The 23,794-nt window shown below is 62.2% G+C and carries 19 protein-coding genes; 17 read left to right on the top strand and 2 right to left on the bottom strand.

The features are described from left to right. Window positions 1-87: 87 nt before the first annotated feature. Window positions 88-873, bottom strand: coding sequence for an enoyl-CoA hydratase (locus UB23_RS06790; RefSeq protein WP_045058554.1), 786 nt, complete (start codon window positions 871-873; stop codon window positions 88-90). A gap of 140 nt (window positions 874-1,013) precedes the next feature. Here UB23_RS06790 and UB23_RS06785 point away from each other — a divergent pair, with 140 nt between their 5' ends. The 10 genes from UB23_RS06785 (at window position 1,014) to UB23_RS06740 (ending at window position 12,424) form a co-directional block, all read left to right on the top strand. Beyond that, window positions 1,014-1,799, top strand: a complete 786-nt coding sequence (locus UB23_RS06785; protein WP_045058553.1) for an SDR family oxidoreductase — start codon at window positions 1,014-1,016, stop codon at window positions 1,797-1,799. 56 nt (window positions 1,800-1,855) lie between these two features. Continuing rightward, window positions 1,856-2,824, top strand: coding sequence for a bifunctional MaoC family dehydratase N-terminal/OB-fold nucleic acid binding domain-containing protein (locus tag UB23_RS06780; RefSeq protein WP_082069148.1), 969 nt, complete (start codon window positions 1,856-1,858; stop codon window positions 2,822-2,824). An 8-nt stretch (window positions 2,825-2,832) separates the two neighbouring features. Beyond that, a complete protein-coding gene (locus tag UB23_RS06775) occupies window positions 2,833-3,966 on the top strand; it encodes an acyl-CoA dehydrogenase family protein (protein ID WP_045058551.1) in 1,134 nt (377 codons plus the stop codon). Beyond that, the gene (locus UB23_RS06770; RefSeq protein WP_045058550.1) at window positions 3,938-4,357 is read left to right on the top strand and encodes a MaoC family dehydratase; all 420 of its coding nucleotides are present in this window, start codon (window positions 3,938-3,940) and stop codon (window positions 4,355-4,357) included. Before UB23_RS06775 ends, UB23_RS06770 begins: the two co-directional genes overlap by 29 nt. A 17-nt stretch (window positions 4,358-4,374) precedes the next feature. Then, window positions 4,375-5,553: a lipid-transfer protein gene (locus UB23_RS06765; RefSeq protein ID WP_045058549.1), complete on the top strand. Its 1,179-nt coding sequence runs from the start codon at window positions 4,375-4,377 to the stop codon at window positions 5,551-5,553. Window positions 5,554-5,563: 10 nt separating this feature from the next. Further along, complete coding sequence (locus UB23_RS06760; RefSeq protein ID WP_045058548.1) at window positions 5,564-6,733, top strand: acyl-CoA dehydrogenase family protein; 1,170 nt, start codon at window positions 5,564-5,566, stop codon at window positions 6,731-6,733. Window positions 6,734-6,797: 64 nt separating this feature from the next. Beyond that, the gene (locus tag UB23_RS06755; protein WP_045058547.1) at window positions 6,798-8,003 is read left to right on the top strand and encodes an acyl-CoA dehydrogenase family protein; all 1,206 of its coding nucleotides are present in this window, start codon (window positions 6,798-6,800) and stop codon (window positions 8,001-8,003) included. Further along, window positions 8,000-9,142 carry an acyl-CoA dehydrogenase family protein gene (locus UB23_RS06750; RefSeq protein ID WP_045058546.1) on the top strand — a complete coding sequence of 381 codons (1,143 nt, stop codon included), beginning with the start codon at window positions 8,000-8,002 and terminating at the stop codon, window positions 9,140-9,142. The genes UB23_RS06755 and UB23_RS06750 overlap by 4 nt, the downstream gene beginning before the upstream one ends. A gap of 124 nt (window positions 9,143-9,266) precedes the next feature. Continuing rightward, a complete protein-coding gene (locus tag UB23_RS06745; protein WP_045058545.1) occupies window positions 9,267-10,949 on the top strand; it encodes a class I adenylate-forming enzyme family protein in 1,683 nt (560 codons plus the stop codon). Between the two features lie 92 nt (window positions 10,950-11,041). Continuing rightward, window positions 11,042-12,424: a DUF1329 domain-containing protein gene (locus UB23_RS06740; protein ID WP_045058544.1), complete on the top strand. Its 1,383-nt coding sequence runs from the start codon at window positions 11,042-11,044 to the stop codon at window positions 12,422-12,424. A 500-nt stretch (window positions 12,425-12,924) separates the two neighbouring features. Here the strand turns inward: UB23_RS06740 and UB23_RS06730 are convergent, their stop codons facing one another. Continuing rightward, window positions 12,925-14,253 carry a spinster family MFS transporter gene (locus UB23_RS06730; RefSeq protein ID WP_045058542.1) on the bottom strand — a complete coding sequence of 443 codons (1,329 nt, stop codon included), beginning with the start codon at window positions 14,251-14,253 and terminating at the stop codon, window positions 12,925-12,927. Window positions 14,254-14,507: 254 nt separating this feature from the next. Between UB23_RS06730 and UB23_RS06725 the strand changes: the two genes are divergently transcribed. The 7 genes from UB23_RS06725 (at window position 14,508) to UB23_RS06695 (ending at window position 23,790) form a co-directional block, all read left to right on the top strand. After that, complete coding sequence (locus tag UB23_RS06725; RefSeq protein ID WP_045058541.1) at window positions 14,508-15,593, top strand: alkene reductase; 1,086 nt, start codon at window positions 14,508-14,510, stop codon at window positions 15,591-15,593. Then, a complete protein-coding gene (locus tag UB23_RS06720) occupies window positions 15,590-17,443 on the top strand; it encodes a long-chain-acyl-CoA synthetase (RefSeq protein ID WP_045058540.1) in 1,854 nt (617 codons plus the stop codon). Before UB23_RS06725 ends, UB23_RS06720 begins: the two co-directional genes overlap by 4 nt. After that, on the top strand, window positions 17,436-18,521 hold the full coding sequence (locus tag UB23_RS06715) for an MBL fold metallo-hydrolase (RefSeq protein WP_045058539.1): 1,086 nt from the start codon (window positions 17,436-17,438) through the stop codon (window positions 18,519-18,521). Before UB23_RS06720 ends, UB23_RS06715 begins: the two co-directional genes overlap by 8 nt. A 67-nt stretch (window positions 18,522-18,588) precedes the next feature. Then, entirely contained in the window at window positions 18,589-20,256 is a 1,668-nt protein-coding gene (locus UB23_RS06710; RefSeq protein WP_045058538.1) for a DUF1302 domain-containing protein, read from the top strand. Between the two features lie 92 nt (window positions 20,257-20,348). Continuing rightward, window positions 20,349-21,560: a thiolase family protein gene (locus UB23_RS06705; RefSeq protein WP_045058537.1), complete on the top strand. Its 1,212-nt coding sequence runs from the start codon at window positions 20,349-20,351 to the stop codon at window positions 21,558-21,560. Between the two features lie 4 nt (window positions 21,561-21,564). Further along, the gene (locus tag UB23_RS06700) at window positions 21,565-22,515 is read left to right on the top strand and encodes a bifunctional OB-fold nucleic acid binding domain-containing protein/MaoC family dehydratase (RefSeq protein WP_045058536.1); all 951 of its coding nucleotides are present in this window, start codon (window positions 21,565-21,567) and stop codon (window positions 22,513-22,515) included. Window positions 22,516-22,803: 288 nt separating this feature from the next. Further along, complete coding sequence (locus tag UB23_RS06695) at window positions 22,804-23,790, top strand: WD40/YVTN/BNR-like repeat-containing protein (protein WP_045058535.1); 987 nt, start codon at window positions 22,804-22,806, stop codon at window positions 23,788-23,790. Window positions 23,791-23,794 lie beyond the last annotated feature (4 nt).

Here is a 23,794-nt window from a genome sequence, read left to right as displayed (position 1 = left end):
CTGAATGGAAGATCAAAAGATCGCAGCCTTCGGCAGCTCCTACGGGGGATCGCAAGAGCTATAGAAATGAGGCCGACAGACGAGCGTCTAGTACCCCTCGAACCGGGCCGGACGCTTGTCGATAAATGCCTGCATGCCTTCCTTCTGATCCCGTGACGCAAACAGCAGCGCATTGGCCTTGCGCTCCAGCGCCAGGCCGGCTTCCAGCGGGGCGTCCATGCCCGCCAGGATCACCTCCTTGATCTGCTCGGCGGCCAACGCCGGCATCGCCGCGATGACGCGTGCCAGTTCCAGTGCGTGGGCCTGGACCTGGTCATCGTCCACCAGGTCGCTGACCAGCCCGGCTACCCAGGCTTCCTCGGCACTGATCGGTTGCCCGGTGAGTGCCATGCGCATCGCCTTGACCTTGCCTACCGCCCGCACCAGCCGTTGGGTGCCACCGATGCCGGGCATGATGCCAATACGAATTTCCGGTTGGCAGAAGCGCGCGCTGCGTCCGGCAACGATCAGGTCGGCGTGCATCGCCAGTTCGCAACCACCGCCGTAGGCGTAGCCGCAGACGGCCGCAATCACTGGTTTCGGACAGTGCTGGATCGGCCCCCAGACCCGCTCGGTGTGGCGCTTGTAGATATCGATGGGGCCGACCCCGGCCATGCTGGTGATGTCGCCACCGGCAGCAAACACCTTGTCACCGCCCGTAAGGACGATGCACCGCACCTCGGGATCAATTGCCAGCTGGCTGAAATAGCGCGACAGCAGCGCCTGCAATTCCAGGCTCAAGGCGTTGGTCGCCTGGGGGCGGTTGAGCCGCAGCAGGGCGACGCCGGGCAGCGGGCGTTCGAGCAGAACCGGTGCAGCAGATGAGTCGGACATGGGCATTCTCGAAGACCAGAGAGGGTATCAATGGCGCCAGTGTCCTGTTCACGGCGCTGAATTTTCATCGTCCGTTCAGACGTAGTTTGGCCTGCGGTTCGTCCCTAGAGTGGCTCTTGTCAGTAGAAAAGGAGCACATGATGGAGCTGCATTCGGGTCTTGATTACAGCGGCAAGGTGGTGCTGATCACCGGTGGCACCAAGGGCATCGGCGCTGGTATCGCGCTTGGATTTCTGGCCGCGAACGCACGGGTGATTGTCTGTGCCCGGCGCGAACCTGAGCAGGTGCCGACAGCGGGAGGCAAGCATGCGACCTTCATTGCCGCCGATGTACGTGACCAGGATTCCCTGCAACGACTATTCGCCACCATCGAGCGAGATTTCGGACGCCTCGATGTGGTGGTCAACAACGCCGGAGGCAGTCCTGCCGCCGACGCCGCCACGGCCTCGCCCAGATTTCATGAAAGCATTATCGGGCTGAATCTCATCGCGCCACTCAATGTCGCCCAGCACGCCAATCGCCTGATGCAGGCACAGGTGCAGGGTGGTTGCATCATTTTTATCGGCAGCATCAGTGCGCTGCGTTCCTCGCCAGGTACGGCCGCTTATGGCGCGGCGAAGGCCGGCGTGCTGGCGTTGGTGCAATCGTTGGCGGTGGAGTGGGGCCCCAAGGTGCGGGTGGTTACAGTCAGCCCGGGGCTGGTGCTGACCGAGCAGGCGCATCTGCACTACGGCACGCAGGCCGGTATCGCTGCCGTCTCTGCCGGCATCCCGGCTGCACGCATGGCGGTGGCCGAGGACATTGCCAACGCATGCCTCTACATCGCATCACCGCTGGCCAGCTATGCCAGTGGTTGCAACCTGTTGCTGCATGGCGGTGGTGAACGCCCGGCGTTTCTCGGTGCTGCGCAAGTTCTGCCCACCTGATCGACCTAATGCGGCAACCGGGTTCGGTAGCCGCCTTCAATGTGAAGGAGACGACTTTGGCTGATCCACAACTGCTATCCAATGTGCGCGCCCTGCTAGGGCGCCAGTACGGCCGGGTGTATGCCTGGGACGAGGTCAATGCCCCGATGATTCGCCAGTGGTGCGAAGTCATGGGCGTGGACAACCCGCTGTACACCGACCCGGGCTTTGCCTTGGGTACCGAACATGAGGGCCTGATCGCGCCGCCTGCGATGTTGCAGGTTTGGACCATGGAAGGCCTGCACGCCAATAACTATCCGCCCGGCTCCACCACTGAGAACCCTTACGAGGTGCTCAAGGAAATGGAAGCCTACGGCTATGCCTCCACAGTGGCGGTGAACTCCGAGCTGAGCTTCACCCGCCCGCTGCGCCTGGGGGAAAAACTCTACTACACCACGCGCCTGGATTCAGTTGGCGATGAGAAAACCACCGCCCTGGGCACCGGCTTCTTCGTCACTCTGATAATGAGCCACTTCGTGGAAAAAGCCGGCGGCGACGAGCCGGTGGGCGAGTTGCTGTTTCGCGTATTCAAGTTCCGTGCGGCGAACGCCCAGGCTCCAGCCAAGGTGGAAGCGGCACCGGTCAAGGCCAAGCGCCCGTTGCCGGGAATCAGCGACGACACGCGGTTCTTCTGGGAAGGCTGCGAGAAGGGGCAGTTGTTGATCCAGCGCTGCACGGCCTGCCAGACCCTGCGGCATCCACCGGCCCCCGTTTGCATCCAGTGCCACAGCTTCGACTGGGACACCCTGCAGGCCAGTGGTCGCGCCACTTTGTATTCATTCGTGGTGATGCACTACCCCGAAGTGCCGCCGTTCGATTACCCCAACCCGATTGGCCTGATCGAACTGGAGGAGGGTGTGCGCCTGATCGCCGGGCTGGTCGGCATCGAGCGCGAGCAACTGCAGATCGGCCAGCGTTTGCAGGTCGAGTTCCAGTCCTTCGATGACCAACAGACCCTGCCGTTATTCCGGCCGGTAGAGGCATAGGAGCCACCATGGATTTCGAATTGAGCGAAGACCAGCGCGCCATTGCGCAAATGGCCGATGGCCTGTTTGTCGACCATTGCCATGATGACTACATGCGCCAGTGGGACACCAGCGGCGAAGCGATGATGGCGCCGTTGTGGACGTTGTGTGTCGAGACCGGCCTGCATGCCTTGGCAATCCCCGAAGAGCACGGTGGCAGCGGCCTGGGCATGACTGAGTTGATGCTGGTGCTGCAAGCCCAGGGTAAGGCCCTGGCCCAGGTGCCCTTGTGGCGTCATCAACTGGCCGCTGCGACCCTGGCCCGGTTTGACGCCGTCGACAATGGAGCGTGGGTTGCCAGGGCGGCATCCGGCGAGGTGCTGCTGAGTCTGTCTGTCGATGGTTTGAGCAGTGCGCTCGGCATCGAACTACGAGCCCGTGCTTGCGCCGACGGCTGGTTGATCGACGGCCGGGTTGCAGCCTTGGCGTTGGGTGATCAGTCCCAGGCGGCGCTGGTGTTGGTAGAAGCCGAAAACCAGCCGCGCTTGCTGCTGCTCGACCTTTCGGCGCCCGAGATACGACGGGTGTCGGCGGTGCTGACCCACGGCGAAGCGGTGGCCGACTTACACATCCAGGGTTTGACCGTGAGCGCCACCTCGCTGTTACCGGCTGAAGCTGTCGCCTGGCTTGAACTTCGCTGCACAGCGGCATTGGCGTCCTTGCAGCTGGGTGTCAGCGAAGAGCAGATCCGCCGCACCGTGGCCTACGTCAGCGAGCGTCGGCAGTTCGAACGGGTAATCGGCAGCTTCCAGGCGGTGCAGATGAGCATGGCCGATACCCATATCGCCGTCGAAGCCTTGCGTACGACCTTGTGGCAACTGGTCTATCGCATCGATGCCGATATGCCGGCGCCCAGTGAAGCGCTGGCCACTGCCTGGCTGGCCTGTGAAGCGGGGCACCGCATTGGTCACACCGCGCAGCACGTACATGGCGGCATCGGCGTCGATCTGACGTACCCGATCCACCGTTTTCTCTACTGGAGTCGCGGCTTGTCCCTTGCCTTGGGTGGCTCGGCGGCAAACCTGGAACGCCTGGGCGACTGGCTCAACGATAACGACAAGCTGGGATGGAAATATGACCTCGAAGAACACCAAGCGCTTTGAAGACGTGCGCCCCGGCGAAGTACTGCCGCAGCTTGCGGTGCCGATCACGGTGACCCTGATCAACGGTGGTGCGATTGCCACCCGTGACTACTTTCCCGGTCACCACGACGCGGAGGCGGCCCGAGCCCTGGGTTCGCCCCACGTGTTCATGAACATCCTCACCACCAATGGCCTGGTGCAGCGATTCATCGAACAGTGGGCCGGGCCGCTGGCGCAATTCAGCGCACTGAAAATCAAACTCGGCGCACCGAATTATCCCGGCGACTGCATGACGTTCAGTGGCAGCGTCAGCGCAGTCGATGCGGACACCCGCTCGGTGGAAATCACTTTGAGCGGCAAAAATTCCATGGGCAACCACGTGACCGGCACGGTCGCGCTGGTCCTGCCCTGACAGCCGGAGAGACACAGATGACTGATTCATCGATTTCCGGGCGTGCCGCGATCGTTGGTCTGGGCGCGACCGAATTTTCCAAGAACTCCGGACGCACCGAATTGCGCCTGGCCATGGAGGCCACCTTGAGTGCGCTCAAGGATGCCGGCATCGATCCGTCGGAGGTAGACGGCTTCAGCTCCTACTCGGTGGACAAGGTCCCGGAGTACGAAATTGCCCGTCTGCTGGGGTGCAAGGACGTCAAATTCTTCTCTCAGGTGCCCCATGGCGGCGGCGCTGCCTGTGGGCCGGTCATGCACGCGGCGATGGCGGTAGCCACCGGGGTGGCGAAAGTGGTGGTGGTGTACCGGGCCATGAACGAGCGTTCCTGGTACCGCTTCGGTACCGGCAACTACGGCTTTGCAGCTTCGCCGATATTCGACAACGTCAACTACGGCTGGTACATGCCCCACGGCTTCCATACGCCGGCAGCCTGGGTCGGGATGTTCGCCCAGCGCTACATGCACACCTATGGCGCCACCAGCGAAGACTTTGGCCGGATCGCTGTGGCCGCGCGGGATTTTGCGTCGACCAATCCCCAGGCGTTTTTCCACGGCAAGCCGATCACCCTGGAAGAACACCAGGCCTCGCGCTGGATCTGCGAGCCGCTGCACTTGCTCGATTGCTGCCAGGAGTCCGACGGCGCCGTGGCGATGGTGATTACCTCCGCCGAGCGCGCCCGTGACCTTCGGCAGAAACCGGTGACCATCAAGGCTGGCTCCCAAGGCATCAGCCACGGCCAGCAGAGCATGACCTCGTTCTACCGCGACGACATCACCGGGCTGCCGGAAATGGGCGTGGTGGCCCGCGAGTTGTATCGCCAGTCAGGCCTCGGCCCGGAGTCTTTCCAGACGGCGGTAATCTACGACCATTTCACTCCGTTCGTGCTGCCACAGCTGGAGGAGTTCGGCTTCGTCAAACGGGGTGAAGCCAAGGAATTCATCCGCGCCGGGCATCACGCCCGTGGCGGCAAGCTACCCATCAACACCCACGGCGGGCAACTGGGTGAGGCCTACATCCACGGCATGAACGGGATCGCCGAAGCGGTCCGCCAGGTGCGTGGGACGGCAGTCAACCAGGTGGCGGATGTGCAAAACGTACTAGTCACCGCCGGCACCGGCGTACCCACCAGCGGCCTGATTCTCGGCGCAGCCTAAGGAGCAGCAGATGTTCGTTGACCTCACTCCCGAACAACATGCCCTGCGCCATAAGGTGCGGGACTATTTCCAGGCCTTGATGACCCCGGACATGCGCGACCAGTTGCGGGGCAAGGAAGGCGGTGATCTATTTCGCCAGACCATCCGCCAGATGGGCCGCGACGGCTGGCTCGCGGTCGGTTGGCCAAAGGCCCACGGCGGCCAGGGTTACGCGGCCACCGAACAGTTGATCTTCTTTGAAGAAGCCAACATCGCCGGCGCGCCACTGCCGTTCGTCACAATCAGCACCGTCGGCCCTTCCTTGATGGCCCATGGCAGCGAGCTGCAGAAGGAACGTTTTCTGCCTGGCATTGCGGCCGGTGAAATCATGTTTGCCATTGGTTACTCCGAACCCGACGCTGGCAGCGATCTGGCCGTGCTCAAAACCAGTGCCCGCCAGGACGACGAAGGCTTCCTGGTCAATGGCAACAAGCTGTGGACCTCAGGTGCCGAATCGGCCGATTTCGTTTGGCTGGCGGCCCGGACCCATTCGACTCAGGCGAGGCATAAAGGCATATCGCTGTTGATCGTCGACACTACGACGCCGGGTTTCTCTCATACCCTGATCCCCACCACGAGCATTCCGACCACGGCCACCTACTACGACAACGTACGGGTGCCCAACGAAATGCTGGTGGGCCAGTTGCACGGCGGCTGGAAGTTGATCACCTCGCAACTGAACCACGAACGTCTCGGCCTTGGCACCTGGTCGGACAAGGTCGTGGCGCTGTTTCGCCGGGTCTATCTGTGGGCGCGGGCCTGTGACGAACAGGGCCGTCGAGCGATGGACAAGGCCTGGGTGCGCAGCTCGCTGGCCGAGTGTTACGCGCGCCTGGAAGCGATGCGCCTGATCAATATGCGCATTGCTGCCGACCTGGACCGCGATCGGATGGACGTGGCGCTGAGCTCGACCACCAAGGTGTTCGGCTCGGAGTCGGCCATCGAGATCCTGCGCAAGCTGGCGGGGATCCTCGGCGCCAACGGCTCAATGCGCAGTGGCTCGGCAGCGACCCTGCTGCAGGGAGAGCTGGAATTCGAGTTGCGCAGCTCACCGACCCTGACCTTTGGCGGCGGCACCAATGAAATCCAGCGTGAGCTGATCGCCCAGTTTGGCCTCGGCATGCCGCGCACCCAACGCTGACGCTGGTCCATCAACAACAAAAACGTACTCGGCCCGGTTCCGGCGCGGGTCGAAGGGGACTTTCATGAGCACTATCGAGCAATTTCGGCACGACACTCGTGCCTGGCTGGAGGCTAACTGCCCGCTGTCAATGCGCACCGGTATGGCTGAAGGCGATGTCGTGTGGGGCAGCCAGAACCCGCAGTTTCCGTGCGAAGATGCACGACTGTGGTTTGAACGCATGCGCGACAAGCGCTGGTTCTGTCCCGAGTGGCCTGAGGAATACGGCGGGGCGGGGCTGAGTGACGAGCAACTGGCGGTGCTCGAAAGCGAGATGCGCCGCATCAAGTGCCGGCCGCCACAGATCAACCTTGGTATCTGGATGCTCGGGCCGGTGCTGCTGGCGTTTGGCAGTGAGCAACAGAAACGCGATCTGCTGCCTCCCATTGCCCGTGGTGAAGTGCGCTGGTGCCAGGGGTTCTCCGAACCAAACGCCGGTTCCGACCTGGCCAGCCTGAAAATGGCCGCTCGCGATGCAGGCGATCACTTCATCGTCGACGGCAGCAAGATCTGGACCTCCTACGGCGACAAATCCGACTGGATGTATGCCCTGGTACGCACCGATTTCAGTGCACCGAAACACGAAGGCATCAGCCTGATCGTACTGGACATGCGCAGCCCGGGCGTCAAGCCGCAGCCGATCGATTTGATCAGCGGCAAGTCGGCATTTTGCCAGGTGTTCTTCGACGCGGTGAAAGTCCCCAAGAGCCAGTTGATCGGGCCGTTGAACGGCGGCTGGACTCTGGCCAAATACCTGCTGCAGCACGAACGTAAGGCGATGTCGAAGTTCGGTGAGTTCAGCCTGCCGTCGCACTTCGACCTGCTGGCGCTGATGCGCGAGTACGTGCCGGCGCCACAGACCCAGGGCGAGCATGCCCTGCAGGCCCGGGCCACGGCCTGTGCGATGAATGAACAGGCCTACAACCTGACCGTGCAGCGCATGGGTGAGGAGGCGCGGGCCGGCGACGACATCGGCGGCCTGATGTCGATCATGAAACTGGTGCACACCGAGCAGGAGCGCGACAAGTTCGAAGTGCTGCTCGATGCCATGGCCGGGCACGCCTTTGGTTGGGAGAGTGGTGCGTTCAGCGAGCAGCAACTGGCGGTGACCCGCTCCTGGTTGAACAGTTATGCGCTGACCATTTCCGGCGGGTCCTCGGAGGTCCAGTTGAACGTTATCGCCAAGCGCGTGCTGGGCTTGCCGGACGCCAAAAAAGGAGTTGCTGCATGAGCCTGCGTTATAGCGATGAACAGCGTTTGCTGGCCGACAGCGCCCGGGACTTTCTCGCCGCCCGCAGCCCGGTCAGTGCCCAGCGCCGATTGCGCGATGAGGCCGTAGCTTTCGGCTTCGAACCGCAGCTGTGGCGTGAAGCCGTGGAGTTGGGTTGGAGCGCGATTCCTTTTCCGGAAGACTTTGGCGGTCTGGATTTCGGTTGCAAGGGGCTCGGTCCAATCTTCGAATCCATAGGGCGCAATCTGTCCGCCACGCCGCTGTTGTCCAGTGTGGTACTTGGTGGGTCATTGGTTCTTCTGGCGGGCAACTCGGCGCAACAGACACGTTGGCTGCAAGCTGTGATCGGTGGTGAGCAGCGCCTGGCCCTGGCCGTGGACGAACGTTCTCGCCACAACCCGAGCCACATCGCCCTGGCGGCCAAGGCAGATGGACAGGGCTATTGCCTGCAGGGCGACAAATTCTGGGTGATCGACGGGCTGGGCGCCGATGCCTATGTAGTGGCGGCCCGCACCAGCGGCCAGCCAGGCGACACTCAAGGTATCAGTCTGTTCCTGGTGCCGGCCGATAGCCCGGGGGTGACCGTCAGCGCCTTGGGGTTGATCGATTCGCGCAACAGCGCCCGCCTGCGACTGGACGAGGTGCGCGTGGGCAGCGATGCCTTGCTGGGCAACCTGGATGAGGGTTGGGCCGTGCTGGAAACCGCACTGGATCGCGGCCGCACCTGCCTCGCGGCGGAGCTGTTGGGGATGGCCGAGCAACTGTTCGAAACCACCCTGGAGTACCTCAAGACTCGGGTGCAGTTCGATACGCCGATTGGCACTTTCCAGTCGCTGCAACACCGCGCTGCGCAAATGTACATCGATCTTGCGCTGAGCCGCAGCGCCTTGATGGCCGCTTTGGCGACCCTGGATGACGCCGGTCATGACGCTCGGGCACGTGCTCGACTGGTCAGCCTGGCGAAATGGAAAGCCGGCGACACCGCGCTCAAAGTCGCCAATGAAGCCGTGCAGATGCACGGCGGCATAGGCGTTACCGACGAGCTCGATGTCGGCCTGTACCTCAAGCGCGTTCGTGTGGCGCAGAGCTGCCTCGGGGATCGGGATTTCCATTGCGAACGCTACTGCGCCCACGCCTGAAACCCTGTGGGAGCGGGCTTGCCCGCGAACGCGGAGTGTCAGGCAATGAGGATGTTGAATGTGCCAGCCTCTTCGCGGGCAAGCCCGCTCCCACAGGTCTCTCGGTTGTTCTGGAGATACACAAATGAGCATTGAACGCTGGCAAACCGCGTGGCGACAACTGATCGCCCCCGGTGCGCCGTTTGAGGTGGTGACGTCCGATGACGGCGCTCCACGTTACTTCCGGCACGCCGCGCGCGATTTGACGCAGGTTTTCGACGCCGGTCGGGTCCACGGTGACCGTGAATTCCTGGTCTGGCAAGCGCAACGCCTGACCTTCAACCAGTTCTTCGATCAGGTTGATCGACTGGCCGGGCAAATGGTGGCTCGTTTCGGACTGCAGCCCGGCGAGCGCGTGGCCATCGCAATGCGTAACCAGCCAGCGTGGCTCGTGGCGTTCGCCGCGATCGTGCGCTGTGGTGCAGTGTGTGTGCCGCTAAACAGTTGGGGGCTGCGCGACGAACTGCAGTACGCGCTGCAAGACAGCGATTCGCGCCTGCTGGTGTGTGATGAAGCACGGTTAAATACCCTGCATGAAGATTTGGCCCGTGAGCAGCGAGGCACGATAGTCGTCGGGGCGCAGGAAACTGCCTCTCCCGAGTACTGCCTGCGATTCGAAGACTTGATCAACGCCCCGATATTGCCGGCACCCACGCTGGAAATCGATCCTGACGCGCCGGCACTGATCCTCTACACCTCGGGCACCACCAGCCGCGCCAAGGGCGCCGTGTCCAGTCACCGGGCAATCTGCCAGGCACTGTATGCCCTGGATTTCCAGGGTGCGTTTTGCGCCATGAGCTCACCCGAGCGTATCGGCGTGGTGATCAACAGTGGCTATGCACCTACCACATTGGCGGCAGTACCGCTGTTCCATGTCAGCGGCTTGCATGCGCAGTTCCTGTCGGCACTGCGCGGCGGCCGGCGCTTGATGCTGATGTACAAGTGGGATGTCGAACAAGCCATCGACCTCATTCGCGATGAGCGTTGCACCCAGTTCAACGGGGCACCGGTGATGATGCAGCAACTGCTTGCTTCGCCACGTTTTGGCGGCGAGCACACCGCCAGCCTCTTCGGTCTTGGACTGGGAGGTGCAGCTTCGTCCGCCGGGGTGCTGGACAACATGCTCAAGCTCAAGCCCGACGTGATTGGCGGTGCCGGGTACGGCCTGACCGAAAGCAACGGGATCGGCGCTGCCATCGGTGGTGATCCGTTCGTGTACAAGCCGCAGACCGCTGGCTGGCCGCTGCCGATAGTCGATATTCATATCGGCGAAAGCCCTGGCCAGCCCCAGGTGGCCGGGACTCGTGGGGTGATCTGGTTGCGCTCCCCAACCTTGATGAGCGCCTACTGGAACCTGCCCGAAGCCACTGCGCAAAGCCTGCACGACGGTTGGCTCGACACCGGCGATATCGGTTACCTCGATGAGGAAGGGTTTCTCTACATCACCGGCCGGGTGAAGGATTTGATCAACCGTGGTGGCGAGAAAATTTCCGCCGCGGAAATCGAGACGTGTGTCCTCGATTTACCCGGGGTTCTCGAAGCGGCGGCATTTGCCATTGCCGACCCGCTGCTGGGGGAGACGGTGGGGTTGGCCGTCCACGGCCAGGCTTCGACGCTGCCCCAGGAGGCACAAGTCTGCGCATTCATTGCCGAGCGCCTGGCCGCCTACAAAGTCCCGGCCCAGGTCTATCGGGTACTTGAACCATTACCACGCAATGCCACCGGCAAGGTGCTCAAGGCACAGCTGCAAGAAAAGTTGGGCGTCTGATTGCACCTTAGTCTTTCCGGACGATGTCGGGACCGCCAGAACACGAACAATGGGTCCATCTCACACAGCCTTATCAGCGTAGGAGGCATTACATGAAAATAACAACAACCGGTCTCATGCTCGCGGTCGCAGTCACAGCCAATAGCGGGCTGATGGTTTATGCGCACGCCGCAGTGTCACCTCAGGAAGCGGCCAAGCTGGGCAAGGAGCTGACCTGTGTCGGCGCCGAGCAAGCCGGCAACGCCGAGGGCACGATTCCACCCTACACCGGCAAGTACCTGGGCGAAGTACCGGGCTGGAACCATGTGAAATTTTCCGGGGACCAGCCAGTTGATCCTTATGCGGCGGAGAAGCCGATCCTGGTGATCACCGCGCAGAACATGAGCCAGTACGAGGCGCACCTGACCGAAGGCCAGAAGGCACTGCTGAAGAAGTACCCGACCACCTACAAGATGAATATTTACCCAGGCCATCGGGATTTTCGTTACCCCGATTACGTCTGCCGCCGTGCGATGGACAACGCGTTGCACGCCAAGCTGGTCAACGACGGCGACGGTTTCACCGGGATTGGCCAGGTGCCGTTCCCGATCCCCAAAAGCGGCGTGGAAGTGTTGTGGAACCACCAACTTCCGGCCCGAGCCTACACGGAGGAAAAAACCTCCGACCTGGCCTCGGTCCTGCCCAATGGCAGCATTGGCTGGGGTCGTGCCTACGCGCGCAACCTGTCGTTGGCCAACTCACCCACCACCGATTCCCGCACCGAAGAGAAACTCTCGGCCATGAGTAACAACATGACCCTGAAACCGGCCCGGGACAACGGCACCCTCAGCATTGCCCATGAACCCTACAACTATGGCACCGATGCGCGTCAGGCCTGGTCCTACAGCCCATCGACGAGGCGCGTGCGGCAACTGCCGGGTTATGGTTACGATCAGCCGATGATCGGCACCAACGGCACCATGACCGTCGACGAGGACCGTTTGTTCAACGGTTCACCGGAGCGTTTCTCCTGGAAACTGATCGGCAAGCGCGAGATCTATACCCCGGCCAACGCGTTCAAGCCTAATACCGGGACGGTCAAGTATGCCGACCTCCTGACACCCAATCATCCCAACCCTGACTTCATGCGTTACGAGTTGCGCCGCGTGTGGGTGGTGGAAGCCGACTTGAAGGAAGGCTTCCGTCATGTCTATGGCAAACGTGTGCTGTTCATCGACGAAGACACCTGGAACTCGGTGATGGCCGACAACTACGATGCCCGTGGGCAGCTGTGGAAACACGCCATGGTCAACTATTACTACCATCCTGACATGAGTGGCTGGCAGGCTGGTTCGCAGTTCTTCATGGACTTGAACTCCGGCCAATATACCGGCTACGGCATGACCAACGAGGCGAAGAAAGGTCCGATCCTCAACGAAGGCAAATTCACGCCGGACCAGTACACTGCGGATGCGGCACGGGCGATCGGGCGGTAACAGCTCGCGGCAATGAAAAAAGCCCTATCGGATTTCGATAGGGCTTTTTTTTGGTTCTTGATCGCTCCCTGGAGCGAGCTTGCTCGCGAAAAACCCGAGGGCGCTGCGGGCCATCTGGTTTAACGCGATATCGTCCACGACCAGCGCGAGCAGGCTAGCCCCTGCAAAGGGGAACGTCAGTTGATCGGCGCAGAGGTGATAGACCATTGCGGATCAAGTGACCCGCTCATCTCCAGTAGCCGTTTGTAACCGGTACGAAGAACGCGCCGCTCGCCTTGCAGCTTGACGCAGTGACCCTCGTAGGTGGCGCTGCCGTTGCGCTCGCCCGCATTTCTACGCTGACGGCCTGCAGGCTCTACACGCTGGCGCAAGGGCCTGCTTGCGGGCAAGGGAGGCAGGCCCTTTTTGGTTTTAAGGGGGAACTTACCGACAGGGTAATCCGAAAAAAATGCCGCTGGAACCTGGCAAGGTTGCAGCGGCGTGGTGGTGCGCGGAGGTGGTCAGGCCGCCACGGGCCGTACCGCTGTGAGATGCGCCGCAGGTTCCTTCATCTGTTGTCGATAGCGCGGCAGTGCCAGGGTCAGGAACACGCAGGCCAGCACCAGCATCGACACCGACGAAGCCAGGGCATAGCGCAGGGATTCACTGCCCAGGGTCGGCACGAAGAAATCGCTGAGCATGCCTACAAACAGCGGCCCGATACCGACGCCCAGCAGGGTCATGGCCATCACAAAAATGGCCGTGGCCTGTGCCAGCCGTGTGGCCGGGAACAGGTGGGTGATGGCGCTCAGGCACGGTGTTGCCCACCAGACACCAAAAAAAGAGAACGCGCTGTAGAACACAAACGCCTGTGGAACGGCGATGCTGCCGATGTAGAAGGCCGTGCCTTGGGGCCAGAGAAAGTACGAAAGAGCAAAGGGAATGCTGATCAGCGTCCCTGCCAATGGCACACCGATTTGCCAGCCGACATCGCGCCGCGCCATGCGGTCGGTAAGGATGCCGCAGGCCAGGGTGCCGACAGTCGCACCGGTGCCACCCACCACGCCTACCAGGAATCCGGCTTCTTGCAGGTTGAGCCCGTGGGAACGGATGAGGAAGCTCGGGCTCCAGGTGCCGATGGCGTAGCCAGCAATCGCCGCCGCGCCGCCGGTGAGTACCAGGCACAGGAACGAGGGCATGCGAAACAGTTCGACAAGCGTCTTGAGCCAGCCTTCCTGTTGTGCCACGACCTGACCCAGCGGCACGACGCGCTTTGGCGCACGCACGGTCAGCAGCAGAAGCAGGCCCAGGAAGATCCCGGGGGCGCCGATCAGCAGGAAAGCGTAGCGCCAGCCGTGGTGTTGGGCTATCCAGCCGCCGAGGCCCAGGCCGACAATCGCGCCCAGGCTCGAACCGAGCATTAACACCGACAGTGCAGTGGATCGGCGGTTGGCCGGGTACAAATCCGAGACCATGGCCACCGACGGCGCCGTGCCTCCGGCCTCGCCGACTGCCACACCGATCCGCGCCAGCACCAGGGTCAGGAAGTTGCCGGCCATGCCGCAGAGCATGGTCATCAGGCTCCAGGCAATGCAGCTGAAGGCGATCACCGGCTTGCGCCCGATGCGGTCCGACAGGCGCCCCAGCGGAAAGCCGAACACGGTATAGAACACCGCGAAGGTCACCCCCGAAAGCAGGCCGATACCGGTATCGGAAATGCCGAATTCGAGCTTTACCGGTTCGATCAATATCGCCATCAGTTGGCGGTCGATGTAGTTGAACACATAGATGCTGGCGAGCACGAACAGCGCGTAGTGCGTTCGCCATGTCACGGGGGTGGATTGATTCACTGCGGGTGCTCCCGGTTTTGTTCTAGTTGACGCGATGCTCGGCGTGTCACGGGTTTTTCTCATCGTCCGTTCAGACCATTTTTGCTCTGCGCACCGTCCTGTTCTGCAGGATCGCCGACCTAGTCTTGTCGGACGATGTTTCGCATGTGCTCACGGTCAATCATTCAGCCCATATTCGCTGGCCTGTCAGGGTTTGCCCACGCTGTGGCAGGCCCTGGAAAAGCCTGAAAACAATAAGAAGCTGAGGAATTGCAATGAGCGTCTTGTTCGAGCCGGTCGCCCTGGGCGAACTGCAACTGGCCAATCGCATCGTCATGGCCCCCATGACGCGCAGCCGCGCCCTTGCCGATGCAGTACCCGGCAGCGATATGGTCGAGTACTACCGCCAGCGGGCCGGCGCCGGGCTGATCGTGGCCGAGGGTACCGCGCCTTCCGCGAGCGGTCTGGGCTATTGTCGCACCCCGGCCATCTATAACGATGAGCAGATCGTCGGCTGGCGGCGTGTCACCGAGGCGGTGCATGCCGAGGGCGGGCGCATCGTCCTGCAGCTGATGCATGTCGGTCGTGCCGCCAGCCGGCACAACAAGCCAGTCGGGGCGGCCACGGTGGCGCCGTCGGCATTGCGTGCGCGCACACAGGTGTTCAGTGATGCCGCCGGCCTGGTGGACACTGACGAGCCGCTGGCGCTGAGCCTGCAAGGCATTGGCGAGGTCATCGAAGACTACCGTCAGGCCGCACTGAATGCGCGCCTGGCGGGCTTCGACGGTGTCGAACTGCACTGCACCAGCGGTTACCTGCCGATGCAGTTCATGGCCTCAGGCAGCAACCAGCGCAGCGATGCCTACGGCAGCGACGTGACCGGACGGGTGCGTTTCGCCAAGGAGGTCATCGAGGCCATGGCCAGTGCGATCGGCGCTGGCCGTGTCGGTTTTCGCCTGTGCCCCGGTAACCCCTACAACGACATTGACGACCGCGATCCCGCAGGGACGGCGGCCGCCTTGTGTGAAGCCGTGGCGCCGTTAGGGCTGGCATACCTGCACATCATGCGCTCGCCTCTGGCCGACCTCGATGCCTTCGCCCTTGCGCGTCGCCACAGTCCCCATGCCTTGATTCTCAATGATGGTTTCGACGGCCACTCGTCCAGTGCCGCTCTCGCGTCGGGCGAGGGGGCTGCCGTGTCGTTTGGCCGTCACTTTATTGCCAACCCCGATCTGGTGGAGCGCTTGAAGCATGGCCTGCCTTTGAGTGGCTTCAACCGCAAGACCCTGTATACACCGGGTCGGGCCGGGTACTCCGATTACCCGACTTATCAAGCGAATGCGCAGGAGGTGGCGCGATGAACCTGAATGACGTCAGCCACCTCCTGCCGACCCGCGCGGTACCACGGGAGCAGACCCAGGCACTGCTTGACCGGCGCTCGGCGGCGGCCGGGCTGATCAAGCCGAGTGATCGGCATACCCTGGCGGACCGCCTGGAGCAACAGGCGCGCGAGCAGGGTGAACGCACATTTCTGATCTACGGCGAGCAGGCGCTGAGCTACCAGGAAGTCGATGCCCGGGCCAATCAGATGGCCCACACTTTTTACGCCAACGGCCTGCGCGCCGGTGATGTCTGTGCCCTGGCCATGGAAAACCGCCCGGCGTTCTTCTGCACCTGGTTCGGCCTGGTGAAGCTGGGGGTGGTGGTGGCCTTCATCAATACCCAGGTAAACGGCCGTGCGTTGCTGCATGCATTGCACACCACCGACGCCAAGGCGTTGGTGATCGGTGAAGAATGCCTGGCCAATATACAGGCCACCGAAAGCTTTCCGGACTTGCCATGCTGGCTGATACGCGACGCGGAGAACCCCTGGAGCGGACCGCTGCCCAAGGTGATCGACGGGCATTTCGGTGCGCGCCTGGAAAAAGCGCCACGCACGCCGTTTCCACGCGATATTCGCGCGCACATCGAAGCGCAGGCGCCGACCCTGCTTATTTTTACCTCGGGCACTACCGGCTTGCCCAAGGCGGCGCGCTACAGCCACATGCGCTGGATGTCCTCGGGCGATGTGATGGAAGTCACCCTGCAAGCCACCTGCGAGGATGTGTTCTATTGCTGCCTGCCGCTGTACCACGGCGCCGCAGCCACTTCGGTCACCTCTACCGCGCTGCGCGCCGGTGCAGCCATCGTGGTGCGCCGCAAGTTCAGCGTGCGTGAGTTCTGGAAGGACGTGGCTCGTCATCGGATCAGCATCTTCCAGTACATCGGTGAAATCTGCCGCTATCTGCTCAATCAGCCGGTGCGCGCCGGTGAGCGCGAGCACAGCTTGCGCTGCATGCTCGGCGCCGGGCTGTCGCCGGATTCCTGGCAGCGCTGGCTGGAGCGCTTCGGTCCGATCCAGGTGTTCGAGGGCTGGGGCGCCACCGAAGCCAATGCGGCGGTGATCAACGTCGACAACTATTTCGGTTCTTGCGGACGCGTGCCGGACTGGAACAAGACCAATTTGCGGCTGGTGCGTTACGACATCGAAAACGACTGCCATCCGCGGGACGAAAACGGTTTCTATCAAGTCTGCAAAGTGGGGGAGATCGGTGAGGCCATGGGCTTTATCGTCGACCACCCGGACATTGGTGGCGGGCGTTTCGAGGGCTACACCTCAAGCGAGGCAACCGAGAGCAAGATCCGCCGCAATGTGTTGCGCGAAGGCGATGCCTGGTGGAGTTCCGGCGACTTGTTGCGCGAGGACGCTGAGGGTTACTGCTACTTCGTCGACCGCATCGGCGATACCTATCGCTGGAAGAGCGAGAACGTTTCGACCCAGGAAGTGGCGGACGCCTTGGGAGATCTCAAGGGCCTGGAACTGGTGAATATCTATGGGGTGCAGGTGCCGGGCCATGAAGGCCGCGCTGGCATGGCCGCCGTCCAGATGCAGGCGGACCAGGTGTTTGATCCGGCCGCACTGTATGCCGTGACTGAAGCGCGCCTGCCGCGCTACGCGGCTCCGGTGTTCGTGCGGGTTACCCAAACGGCCGACCTGACGGCCAGCTTCAAGCTGCGCAAGGTTGATCTGCAGCGCCAGGGCTACTGCCCGAAGCGTTGCGGCGACCCATTGTTCATCCGCGACGAACAGGCCCGCACTTATGTGCCTTACTCGCAAGCAGCTCTGGAGCGGGCTGGCCTGGCGCCCTTCGCGGTGGCCGACCATGGCTGATCTCGACGCCAACGGTCACGAACTGCGCAGCGGCTTGCGCTATCCCTGGCCACAGCCGCCGGATTCCGGACAGGTGCTTGAAGTGGCGCCGGGTGTCTGGTGGTTGCGCATGCCGCTGCCGTTTCGCCTGGACCACATCAACCTCTATCTGCTGCGTCACACCGACGGCTGGGTAGTGGTGGACACCGGCATGAACACCGCGCAAACCCGAGAAGTCTGGGACCGGGTGCTCGGCGACGTGTGTGGCGGGCTGCCTCTGCTGGCGGTGGTGTGTACCCACTTCCACTCTGACCATGCCGGTGTGGCCGCATGGCTGTCGGAGCGTTTCCACTGCCCGGTGTATATGACCGCCAGCGAATTCCAGTCACTGCACGTCAGGTTTCCCGCCGAGCAACCACCGGGCTGGGACCTTCTCGATTTCTACCGCAAGGCCGGCGTCAGCGATGAGCAGAGTGCCGAGATGTTCGCGGTGATGAGCAATGCGCATTTCCTGCCAGCTGCGCTGAACCATTTCCGCCGTTTGCGCGAGGGCAGCTGCCTGCACATCGGCGGTCGTACCTGGCAGGTGGTCATCGGTCGCGGTCACTCGCCGGAGCATGCGTGCCTGTACGCCGCCGATGACGACTTGCTGATCTCTGGCGACCAGGTGTTGCCGCGCATCACCTCCACCGTCGGTGTGCATGCCACAGAGCCGTTGGCCAACCCACTGCGCGAATGGCTCGACTCCATCGAACACCTGCGCAGCCTGCCCGACAGTGTGCTGGTGCTACCTGCACACGAGCGGCCGTTCTTCAATTTGCATCAGCGCCTGGATCAGCTGGAGGACCATCACCGCGGGCATCTGGCACTGATGCTGGCCAACTGTGACGAGCCGCGCACCGTGCTCGAACTGATGGCTTTGCTGTTTCCCAAACTGTCGGGTCGTTTCGACGAACTGATGGCGCTTGGCGAAACGTTGGCCCATGCCAACTACCTGGTGGCCGAAGGGTCGCTGGAGCGGGAAGAGGACCGGGGGCTATATCGCTACCGGCGTGCTGTAAGGGGAGCGTGCGCGGTGACATCGCTCAAGGTGTTTTGAGCGGACGGCACGGCAGCAGTGTTGAACATTCCAGGCAGCCAACCGGTTGCCCTTCAGGAGAGTCAGTGTGATCAACAAAAACAACAATAACTCTACGGTCATCGGTTCAAGCGCGTTTCAGGTCACCAGCCTGGCGGCGGCCATTGCGCTGGTGTCGACACCGGTATGGGCCGGTGAAACCATCGAGTTCGACAACGGCGCGACCATCGACTGGTCGGTGACCACCAGCTACGGCCTCGGTGTGCGTACGGGCAGCCAGAGCGATCGCTTGCTGACGGTCAACGCCGACGATGCCAACCGCAACTTCGACAGTGGCAGCCTGACCACCAACCGCGTAGGGGCGCTGGGTGAAATGATCCTGCGCAAGGACAACTACGGCGCGGTGGTGCGGGGCAGTACCTTCTATGACGATGTCTACCATCGCAAAAATGATAACGCCTCGCCCGCCACTGTGAACAAGAACGGCAGCAACGACGAGTTCACCAGTGACACCCGTTACTACAGTGGTGGTCGCAGCAAACTGCTGGATGCCTACGTGTTCAGCGGCTGGCGCTTTGACAACAACACCATGCTTGACGTCAAGGCCGGTCGGCACATCGAATCCTGGGGCGAGAGTTTGTTCTACCCCGGTGTGAACGGCGTACAGAACCCTTCCGACGCGGTCAAAGCATCCCAGCCGGGTGTTGAAGTGAAGGAGATTCTGTTGCCGGTAGGCCAGTTCTCCGGCTCTTTCCGCCTCAACCCCAACATCACCCTCGGCGCTTACGTGCAGTACGAATGGAAGGGTACTGAATTGCCGCCGGTGGGCAGCTACTTGTCGAGCAGCGATGTAGTCGGGCCCGGGCGCGAATTCATCTTTGCCAACGGCCAGAAGGTCGCCTACCGCGGCACCGACGAACCCCGCGATAGCGGCCAGTGGGGCGTTCAGGTTCGCTACCGCCCGGTACAGGCCATCGAACTGTCGCTGTTCCACGTCAATTACCACGACAAGAATCCTGCCACCGCCCTGGTCGGCTATGACCCGCTGCCAGTGGGTGGAGGCCTCAACGCCTTCGCCATCAATGGTTATCGGATCATGTACTTCGAAGACATCAAGCTGACCGGCATCAGTGCCTCGACCAAGCTCGGCGATACCCAGATCGGCGCCGAATGGTCGTATCGCGACGGTGCTCCGGTGATGGTCAACACAGGTCTTGGGGCCGTCCCGGCCAGGGGCAAGGGCCAGCAAATGCAATTGTCAGCGTTGCGAATCCTGGGGGATCGTCCCTGGGCCAGTCAGACGACGCTGACCGCCGAAGTCATCCGGGTGCAGGTCGACAGCGTCGAAGCCGCTTCGGCCGCGCCGAACCTGCAGGGTGTAAACCTTCTTCCTTCCGTGGCATCTCTCGTGGCGGCTTCCGATGACTACACCTACAGCACCGGTGCAGGCTACCGCACCAAATCTTCCAGCGCCTACACCGTGGGCGCATCGTTCAGTTATCCGGGGGTTTTCCAAGGATGGGATCTGGAAGTCCCCTTCAGTTTCTCCAATGTCTTCAGCGGCTCCACGCCCATGTCCGGAAGCATCTCCGGGGTGCAGGGCGACCGACGCCTGAGCATGGGCACCACGTTCAAATACTTGAGCAACCTGGAAGTCGGCTTGAAATACATCGCCTATCTGGGCGAGGCGGACCCGATCGACCGTCCGTTCGCTGACCGCGACTACGCCACATTCTCGATGAAATACACCTTCTGATCGACCACAAAAGGTCCGCGGCCGCCTTGCTGCGCCCGGACCTCAACACACTGGAAAAAGCCGCAGCGTAACGCTTCGGCATGGAGGCACTAATGGGGCTCAAAGGGCATGCGGCCATTGTTGGCACCGCACAGTACAAACCGGAGAAGTATTCGACCGCACCCAAGATGTTCCACCTCGAGCAGGTCGCCGACCTGGCAGCGCAGGCCCTGCGCGATGCCGGGCTCAAGGCCTCGGACCTCGACGGGTTGGTGATCAACGGTCCGCACTTTCATGAGGCCTCGGTGTTTGTACCGGCGATGGCTGCCGAGTACCTGGGCCTGCGACTGAACTTTGCCGAAGTGGTGGACCTGGGGGGCTGCACCTCGGTCGGTATGGTCTGGCGCGCCGCCGCCGCGATCGAATTGGGGCTATGCCAGGCCGTGCTGTGCGTGATCCCTGCACGCATGGCGCCATTGGGGCCCGATGAGGATCCTGGCTGGATGGCCCGGTCCATGCGCTTTGGCGGGCATAGCACGGCATTCGGCGCGCCCGAGGCTGAATTCGATCTGCCTTACGGGCACATGGGTCAGAACACCGGCTACGCGATGATCGCCCAGCGTTATGCCGCGCACTACGACTACGACCAGCGGGCCATGGCCAAAATTGCCGTGGACCAGCGCACTAACGCCCTGGCCAATCCGCAAGCAATGTTCTATGGCCAGCCGTTGACCATCGAGCAGGTGCTGGCCAGCAAGATGGTGGCCGACCCCTTGCACGTCCTGGAAATCGTCATGCCGGTGGCCGGCGGCGCCGCGATGATTATCACCAACAAGGAAGTGGCCGCGCGGGCCCGCAAGCGTCCGGCCTTCATCACCGGGTTTGGCGAACACCTGGCATTCAAGTCGCCGTCCTATGCCGAGGACATGCTGCACACGCCAATTGGTCCGGCTTCCCAGCGAGCCTTTGCCATGGCTGGGCTCAAGCCACAAGACGTCGATGCCGCGCAGATCTACGACTGCTACACCATTACCACCCTGCTGACCCTGGAGGATGCCGGTTTCTGCGCCAAGGGCGAGGGCATGGCGTTTGTGCGTGAACACGACCTGACCTGGCGTGGTGATTTTCCGATGAATACCCATGGCGGACAACTGAGTTTCGGCCAGTCGGCCTCGGCCGGTGGCATGAGCCAGGTGATCGAGGCGGTGACGCAAATCGCTGGCACTGCCGGAGAACGGCAACTGGGTCGCTGCGACAGCGTCTACGTCTCGGGCACCGGTGGCGTAATGAGTGAGCAGGGCGCATTGATACTTCAGGGAGCATAAGCACATGTCCAACAACAAACCGATGCCCGTGGCGACACAGATCTCCGCGCCCTTCTGGGAGGGTCTGAAGGCTCGCCGACTCTTGATCCAGCAGTGCAATGCCTGTGCACACTGGAACTTCTACCCGCGCCGACATTGCCCTGTGTGCCTGGAACACGACCTGGCCTGGCGCGAAGTCGACGGCGCAGCAACGCTGTACAGCTATACCGTGACGCGCATCGCGACCTTGCCCGATTTCATGGATGAAATGCCGCAGAAACTGGCGGTGGTCGAGCTGGCCGAAGGGGTGCGCATCAACACCAACCTGGTCGGCCTTGAGGAAAACGAAATCGAGATCGGTATGGCCTTGCAGCCGGTGTTCGCCGAAGTCGACGCCAAGGGCAATCGTCTGCTGCGCTTCACCGGCACTGACAAGGATGCGGCGAGCCTTGAGCCGCTGCCCGCAATGGGCAGCGAGCCGGCGCCTTCAACGGCGGCACAACCTCCCGCGCGACAGGTCGACCTCAACGACGGGCCGGCCTTGCAGGCGTTGGTCAGTGAGCAATACAGCGACTGGAGCAATGTGGTGATGGTCGACCAGGCGCTGATCGACGACTTTGCGCGGTTGTCGGGGGACGATTACTGGATTCATACCGATCCGCAGCGGGCGCGGCTGCAAAGTCCATTCGGCGGCACCATTGCCCATGGTGCGCTGGTGCAAGTGCTGCAGTCGCGGATGAAATTGGCGTTGGGCTTCGAAATCAGCGGCTTCACCACTCAGATCAATTATGGCTCCGATCGCCTGCGCTTCCCTGCGCCTGTTCCAGCCGGCTCGCGCATCCATTCGCGGGCCCGGGTGAAAAAAGTCGAAATCCTGGCCCGTGGCACCCAGCTCACCCTGGAACTCAACATTCATGTGGTGGGCCAGGACCGGCCGTCGGTGATCAACGACCTGGTGATCCTGTACATGGCTTGATCGCCACCCAATCCAATGAGCGGTGATCTCCTGTGGGAGCGAGCCTGCTCGCGAAGAGGCCATACCTGTCGGCATCAATGCCCACGGGTCTACCACCATCGCGAGCAGGCTCGCTCCCACAGTTGCATAAGCCATTTGGACGATGTGCCACCCATTCCTTGCACCGACTATTGATCCAGAGGCAACGCCCATCTCGATTGCCTCGCATGCCTTGGTGCGTGACAAAAACAAGAGGATTGGCCCTATGACTTGCCTTATCCACGCCGTCCCCGAACAGGAGCGTTGCTCATGCGCTCGGTGATCGGCTACGCGGTCTGCCTGGTGGTCGCCTTGACCATTGGCTACACCTTTTCCCCCAAATCCCCTCCGCAAGCAGAACTGTTGGCCACGCGCCCGGACCGGGTGCAGATCAACGGCCTGCTCAATCTTGGCGCCCGAGTGGTGGCCGTGGGCGAACGTGGCAGCATTTTGCTCAGCGATGATCAGGGCGTCAGTTGGCAGCCAGCCAGCGTCGCCACGCAGCGCAATGCCACACTGACTGCAGTGGTGGCGCTTGACGCCAAGCGTTTGCTGACCGTGGGACATGATGGCTGGATCCTGCGTTCCGAGGATGCCGGCAGCAGCTGGCAGGAAATACGTTACGACAGCGATCTGGGCGAGCCGCTGCTTGGCATCTGGACCGGCGGTGGCGACAGCGTCATGGCGTTCGGTAGCTTCGGCAAGTTCTATCAATCTCTGGATGGCGGACAAACCTGGGCACCGCGGCAGCTGGACATCGACAGCGCGCACCTGAACAGCATGGCAGGTGGCAACGATGGCCGACGCATGCTGGTGGGCGAGCAGGGCCTGGTGCTGCGTACTACCGACAGCGGCCAGCACTGGCAGCCCCTGCCGGCGTTCTACAGCGGTTCGCTGTTCGGCATTGTGCGTTTGAGTGCGAACAACTGGGTGACCTACGGCATGCGCGGGCATGTGTTCGTCAGCCACGACTTCGGCGACAGCTGGACCCAGATCAAGCTCGGTAACCAACTGCCGTTGTACGGCCATGTGTTACTGCCCGATCACTCCGGCCTGGTGATCGTCGGGGCCGGCAGTTCGGTGGTACGCCTGGATGCACAGGGCGCGCTCGTCGGCGTCGGACGCCTGGCCGGTCTTGGCACGTTGACCTCGGCGACGATGGTGGGCTCGCGACTGCTGGTAGGTGGCGAGCGCGGCGTGTTGCAGGGCTCAGGTGGCAGCGTCGCTGCCCTAGTGGCCACACAGGCCACCCAGTAAATGA

The sequence above is a fragment of the Pseudomonas sp. ES3-33 genome, from assembly GCF_000952175.1.
GTDB classification, from domain to species: Bacteria; Pseudomonadota; Gammaproteobacteria; order Pseudomonadales; family Pseudomonadaceae; genus Aquipseudomonas; species Aquipseudomonas gregormendelii.
This window is presented reverse-complemented; position numbering and strand designations above follow the sequence as displayed.